We start from the raw sequence: 6,403 nt of genomic DNA, 5'->3' as shown, positions 1-6,403 counted from the left end.
TGGCGGGTGGTGTGGTCCCAGGCGACCGAAATCCGGTAGATCCCCAGGAACCTCCGCGGTCCGACCGCAGGCCTCACTGGCGTCAAAATGGCGGCGCGCGCGCCCGAAGTACTTCGGGTTCGGCCGCGCGTACACCGACGGCACCGGCACCACGAACCGCATCCCGTCGACCGAGGCGACCAGGCCGCCGCCCCACGCCTGGGCGAGCGGGATGGCCGCCTGGTGCTCGATCAGGGTGGCGTTCGCCGCCCGGTACGTGGCGAGCCGCAGATACGTCTGGACGACGTGGCTCAGCCGGCCGTACTTCAGCGCGTCGATGCCGCCGATGACCGGGGTGTAACCGACGTTGCAGCCGTGTGCGACCAGCAGCGCCGCGATCGTCACGGGCAGGTCCTTGAGGCGGGCCTCGCCGCCGGTAACCGAGGTGAACACCTGGTCGGCGCCGGTCCAGGAGAACACCTCCAGCAGGACCTCGGGCAGGTCGACGCGGGGCAGCATCGCGTTCACCGCGGCCCGCAGGTCGAGCAGTGAGGCGGGCTCGGGCTCCGGTTCCAGGGCAGCGAAGTGCAGCCGTCCGTCGTCGTCGAAGACGATCTGCGCGTCGTCCGGCAGCCGCCCGGCAACCTCGCGGTACGTGCCGTCCAGCAGCGCGGCCCGAGCGGTCAGGTGCTCGCTCGCCCCCGCGGGCAGGTTGAGGGAGGTCAGCACGGTGGGTTTGGCCTGCTCCCACGCCTCACCGGCCAGCAGCTTCGCCCTGGGATCGCCCCACTTGGAGGAGTTCTTCGCGAACACCTCCCGTCGGCGCAGCATCCGGTGGAACTGCTCCAGGATGCAGAACGTGTACGCCTTCCAGTCCACCGTGCCCGGCTCCAGATGTGGGGGCGACAGGACCAGGCGCCGCCAGGAGCCGACGAGCAGATTGGTGTCGATCTCCTTTGGGCCGACTTTCTTGCGGCCCATCAGGTCCGGCAGCGACTTCAGCGCGGTCAGCACCGGCAGCCCTTCCGGAGTGGCACCGAAGTCGACAACCTTGACCAGGAGTTTGAGGAACGGCCGTACGGTGCCGAACCGATTGACCAGCATCGCCCGCCATGCCTCGTCCGCGTCGGAGTCGAGCGGCGGGGTCAACCCGAACAGAGAGGCGATCGCGGCGGCCAACTCGTGGCGCGGCACCACCGCCTCGATCCGCTCCCACATCGCCGTGAGCGTCTCCACCTTCGGCGGGCTGACCTCCCCGGTATCGGTGTCGACCTGCTCGCTCGTGGTGTCGAAGGCGACCTGGAACGCCGTCGCCAGCTGCGCGCATGTCCAGGTCGGCGATCTCCTCGGCCCGTTCCAGGGCCCACTTCATCTGCGGTCCGGACACACGCACCGGGCCGCGCCGTAGCCGGTCCAGTTCAGAGACTCGCGCGCCGGGCGGCACGGTCAACAAGGAGTCCAGCACCGCCCGCTGGCCGACGCCCAGCATCCCGTACAGGGTGTCCCACAGCCGCTGGTTCGCCGCCTCCCGCACTGAAGCGACCAGGCGGGTCAGCGTCGTCACGCCGGGCAGCAGCACCCGGCGCTCGCGCAGATGGCCGACCGCGGCGTCGAACAGGGCCTTCGGGCCCTCGCCCGTGGTCCAGGCCCGTGCGTCGACCCAGGTCCGCAGGTCGGCCTCCGCCTCGGCGAACTCCTCGTACTCCAGGACCTGCCGCAGCTCACGTACATGCTCCAAGCGGGTGTTCTCCCGCTCGCCGTACGCCTTCAGCACCGACGCGTCGCCGATGTCGAGCTGCTCGGCGAGGTAGTCGACGACTTCCGCCGGCACGTCGGTGGGGTCGTCGAGGAACACTCCCAGATACCGCGCGGTCGTCAGCTGTAGCGCGTAGCCCAGGCGGTTATGGGATCGCCGCTTGCCCTCGATCAGCTCCCGGTCCGCGTCGTCCAGGAAGAAGAAGCGCTCCAGCTCCGTGCGGGGCGGCGCCCCGCGAAACGCCGCGTATGCGGCGGCCTGATCATCCGTCAAAAAATCGACCGGCACCCCGGACCTCCAAACAGTCGATCAACAGCGACTGCTGAAGGTTCCGCCGCCACAGAAGCCCAGGTCAAAGCCCTTCTGAGTGCCCCCATGGCTTAGCGCCGCTTTTCGATCCGATGTTCCTCAACCCCCGGTTTCCCCTCGTAGACCTTCGTTCCGGTAGATCGTCTGGCGTGGGCGGTGCCTGCGCTCGCAACGGCTGGAATACGCACTCGCGGTCGCCGGTTGCAGCGGAACATGCACCATCCTCAGGAGCCGCCCGGCGGCATACACCCACTGCTTGCCGGGCGCTTCAGCCCCTACCGGTTCGATCCGTCGGCGGTTGTCGACGACCACGCCCTCGGGCTGCTGCTGGAAGCCGCGCGGTGGGCACCGTCGGCGGGGAACTCCCAGCCGTGGGGCTTCTTCATCGGCAGGCCCGGTGATCCGGAGCACGACCGGGTGCTCCCTCACCTTGCGCCGAGCTCGGCCCGTTGGGCGACGGATGCGGGCCTGCTCGTCGTCACGCTGACGCGCCGGCACGTCGATGACACCCAGTTGCTCTACTCCGAGTTTGCGGACTACGACCTCGGCCAGGCCATCGCCCACATGACTGTTCAGGCCCAGGCCATGGGACTGGCCGCGCACCAATTCCGGGCCTTCGACCTGGAAGGGCTCACCAAGGAGTTGGACCCGAACCCGGGCTGGGTGATCGTCTCCATGGTCGCGGTGGGCAAGGCGGCTGGCGGACCTCCGGAGGGCCGTGACCGGCGCAGCGTCGCGCACTTGCGCTCCGCTCCCTGGTCACCGGCGGAGTAACAGCCGAGTCGTGATCATTGAACGACCCTGGCGAGGCACTGAGGCCGCCTTCAGGCCCTCCGTCGGGTCAGCCTCGGCCCCTTTGGTCTGCTACTGGTCGAACGCTGCGGTCGCGCACCCCGACCGAGGGGTGGCCCGTGGGAGTAGGCCAGGTTTCGGCTGGGCTCTACGCGCCGCGTCCGCGCTGCCGCGAGCCACCAGGGACGCGAGCGCAGAACGGGAGGACACTTCCGTCTTGCGGTATATCCGGCTGAGGTGGCTCTCGACTGTGCGCCTGCTGAGGAAGAGCTCGGTGGCGATCGCTTGGCTGGTGAGGCCCGCCGAGACCAGCTCCGCGATCTCCCGCTCGCGCACGGTCAACGTGGCCAGTGCATCGGTCCGTGCCGCCGGGCCGTCGAGCACCGCCGGGCGTGTCCGTTCGGCCAGGCCTACCAGCAGTCGCGCTCCGCCCTCGGAGGCCAGGTGGAAACCCCGGTGCCACATGGCGGCCGCGCGGACACCATCGCCGGCGGCCTTCATACACCCGGCGCCGAGTAGCAGGGCTTGCGCCTCCCTCAGTGTCGCCCCGGACCGTGCGGTGTCCGCTGCGGCCTCGGCGAACAGCCGGGCAGCCTCGACCGCGTCACCTCGGTGTGCCGCAATCTGGGCGTGGCTGCGCAACGCTGCGGCTCGCTGGGCCGGAAGACCGAGCTGTTCGGCTTCCTTGTGGGCTCGCTCGGCCCAGTGCTCGGCCTCTTCCACGTCACCAGTGGCTATGGCGGCGTTGACGAGCAGTTCAAGGAAGTAGCACCGTACAGAGGGCTGCAACCGCCGCAGGTGGCTTCCGCCTCCCGCGTGCAGCAGTACTTCGCGCACACGGTGCGGATCGCCGGCAGTATGAGCGAGCATGCACGAGGCCAGAGACGCCCACCAACTGTCGCTGGTCCCGGCCGCGGCCACAGCCTCCTCGGCGACAGCCAGAGCTTCGGGATCGCCCCGACGTCGTGCCATCAGCAGTATTTGGGCTCTGAGCGCCAGGGCGAAGGCGAGCAGTTCGCTGCTCCCGAGGGCCCTCGTGATGGGCTCGGCCTCGTCGGCCAGTTCCAACGCGGTCGCGATACGACAGGTATTGAAGTGGACGTGGGCCTTGCACAGCAAAAACTGTGGCAGCAGATAGAGCTGGCCGGTCCGTCGGGCGATCTCCAACCCCCGGCTGGCGTGCCGTTCCGCGGTGGTGTAGTCCTCCAGGAACACTTCGGCCCAGGCCAGCCTGGACAGGGATTCACACAGGCCGGCCAGGTTGTCGTCGGTCAGCGCGTCCACCAGCCGGGCAGCAGGTGCAGCGAAACTGCGGGCCGCGGCAATGTCGCCTTCGTATCCCTCACCCATGGCGGCCAGTGCCAGGGCGTGCATCTCGCGGGTGTCGTCGCCGAGGGAACGGGCAGTCGCCAAAGCTTGGGTGATCTCCGCGCGCACCTCAGGAAAGCGGCCTGCGTGCACCGCACAATAGACCAGTTGCAGGCGGAGTTCGACTGTCTGAGCAAGCGGTCGCCCAGGCGACCGGGCAAGTTCGCGGCGCAACAGCGCGTCGCTCTCAGGGTAGCGCCCGAGCCGACACTCCATCATGGCGCAGAGCGCGACAGCGGCGATATGGACGGCGTCGTCGTCCTCACCTGGTAGGTCGATCAGTTGATGCAGCAGGTTCCTGCTTTCTCTGAGCCCGCCGGCCATGCCGAGCGCATGAGCGCGCAGCAGCGTCAATTCGCGGCGTCTCAATTTGTATTCCGGGGTGTCTGGAAGGAGTCGCAGCACGACTTGTAGCCAGTGGGCGGAGACGGCCGGAGCCGTCGCGGCAGACTGTTCGGCGGCGGTGGTCAGTACGGCGGCCGCCTGCGGGTCCCATCTGGTCAGTGACTGTTCGAGGTGGTGAGCCCGCTCAACGGCAGACGCACCGGCCCCTTCCAGTTCCGCCGCCGCTCGGCGATGCAACTCCTCGCGCCACCAAGGGGCGACGCTTTCGTGGACCAGCGCCCTGATCAGAGGGTGACGCAGTGCCAGTCCGCGTCCACCCTGCCCCTGCCCCTGCCGCAGCAGGTCGCGTCGCATCAGCTGGTGCAAGGCCTCGATGACGTCGGCGACACGGGCGTTGGTGATGGCACTGATCATGTCGGGAGTGATGTGGTCGCCAAGCACAGCTGCGGCCTCGACGGTCCGGCGTTCCAGCGGGCTCAGCGGCGACAGCTCGTCGAGCAGCAGCGCTTTGAGGTCGGCAGGCAGACCATCCGGTCCCCACGACCCCAGGGACACCTGCGATGCGCAGGAGGGCATCCGGGCTCCGCGATGGGCCTGGAGGAGTGCGAGGAAGTACAGCGGGTTGCCCTCGCTCGCCGAGTACAGCTGGGCCGCCTGCGGCCCGGGCAAGTCGGAGGCCAGACTTTCGACACAGTCGCGTTCGCCAAGCGGCTTCAGAGCGAGCCGTAGCACGGTCCCGGTGTCCCTGCCACGGGCCAGCGCGGTAGTGAGCGCCGTGGGCGCCTGGCGGTTACGGCGTGAAACAACTAACAGCAACGGCGCCGGCGACGGATGCCGAATCAAATAGTCCACAAGCTCCAGGGACGCCGAGTCCGCCCAGTGCAGGTCGTCCAACATCACAACCAGTCCTGGGCCGCCGAGACGGCCCAGCACGGCCGCCGTCGCCTGGTACAGGCCGAACCGGTCGCCGGCCCCCGGACCGCCCTGCTTTTCCATCACGCCCCGCAGAACCGGGGCAAGCTCAGACAGCACCGGAAAGGCTTCCAGCGCTCGCTCATCCAGGTCGGCGAAGGCATCGGCGAACGGCCGGAAAGGGCTGTGCTGCTCGTACTCCGTAGCCCGGCCACGCAGCACGGTAAGCCCCCGGCCGCGGGCATGCGCGCTGAACTCCGCCAGCAGGCGGCTCTTCCCGATTCCGGCCTCACCGGTGATATCGATGACTGCCGGGCCCTGCTTCCCCAGCCGATCCAGCGCTGAGCCCAGCCGACCGAGCTCCGCGGCCCTGCCGACGAACGGCGCCGTGTCCGCGCACTGCTCCGGCATGTCATACGCCTCGGTCACGAAAAACCTCTCTTTGAACGAACTGTCACCACAGCCTTGATCCCCTCCTCGACCTGGCCAGCCCCCGGCCCTTGGAGTAACTGCTCGGGACTGCAGTCGAGCGGCCGGCAGGCACTGTCCGTCTCCAGGCGCGTATTTTGCTCTTGCTCCTGACAAGGGACGTTCGTAGGAAGGTTCCCTCGGCTGCTTGAGCCTGCCTAGCTGTGCTCGGCTCAATCGAGGCGCTTGCAATGGATGTTGCAGTGTGGAGGGAGCCGGCTGGGTCCGCCGCGTAATCGGAACCGATGTGGATTGTGGCGCTGCAGCAGGTAGTAGGTGACGTGCAGCCAGCGCCAGGGTGACAGCAGGGATGCGGCCCCTGCGCGATCCGGACGCTGTGGACGAGTAGCGGAGCCCGGCGGCGGGCGCGGGAGTGCGCGCCGCCATTTTGACGCCAGTGAGGCCTGCGGTCGGACCGCGGAGGTTCCTGGGGATCTACCGGATTTCGGTCGCCTGGGACCACACCACCCGCCA

2 protein-coding genes and 1 pseudogene are annotated in these 6,403 nt (G+C 68.6%); 1 reads left to right on the top strand and 2 read right to left on the bottom strand.

Features of this window, described 5'->3' with window-relative positions; all coding sequences use genetic code 11:
• Positions 1 to 99: 99 nt before the first annotated feature.
• A pseudogene (locus tag IG08_RS63350) lies at positions 100 to 2,023 on the bottom strand (DUF4158 domain-containing protein); the annotation flags it as partial.
• Between the two features lie 234 nt (positions 2,024 to 2,257).
• On the opposite strand from IG08_RS63350, the gene IG08_RS0152720 reads away from it, so the two are divergent.
• Positions 2,258 to 2,818, top strand: a complete 561-nt coding sequence (locus tag IG08_RS0152720; RefSeq protein ID WP_030621872.1) for a nitroreductase family protein — start codon at positions 2,258 to 2,260, stop codon at positions 2,816 to 2,818.
• A gap of 90 nt (positions 2,819 to 2,908) precedes the next feature.
• Here the strand turns inward: IG08_RS0152720 and IG08_RS0152715 are convergent, their stop codons facing one another.
• Positions 2,909 to 5,890 (bottom strand): ATP-binding protein, encoded by a 2,982-nt coding sequence (locus IG08_RS0152715; RefSeq protein WP_063757866.1) that lies wholly within the window; start codon positions 5,888 to 5,890, stop codon positions 2,909 to 2,911.
• Positions 5,891 to 6,403 lie beyond the last annotated feature (513 nt).

Source organism: Streptomyces fulvoviolaceus (assembly GCF_000718165.1).
GTDB classification, from domain to species: domain Bacteria; phylum Actinomycetota; class Actinomycetes; order Streptomycetales; family Streptomycetaceae; genus Streptomyces; species Streptomyces fulvoviolaceus.
This window is presented reverse-complemented; position numbering and strand designations above follow the sequence as displayed.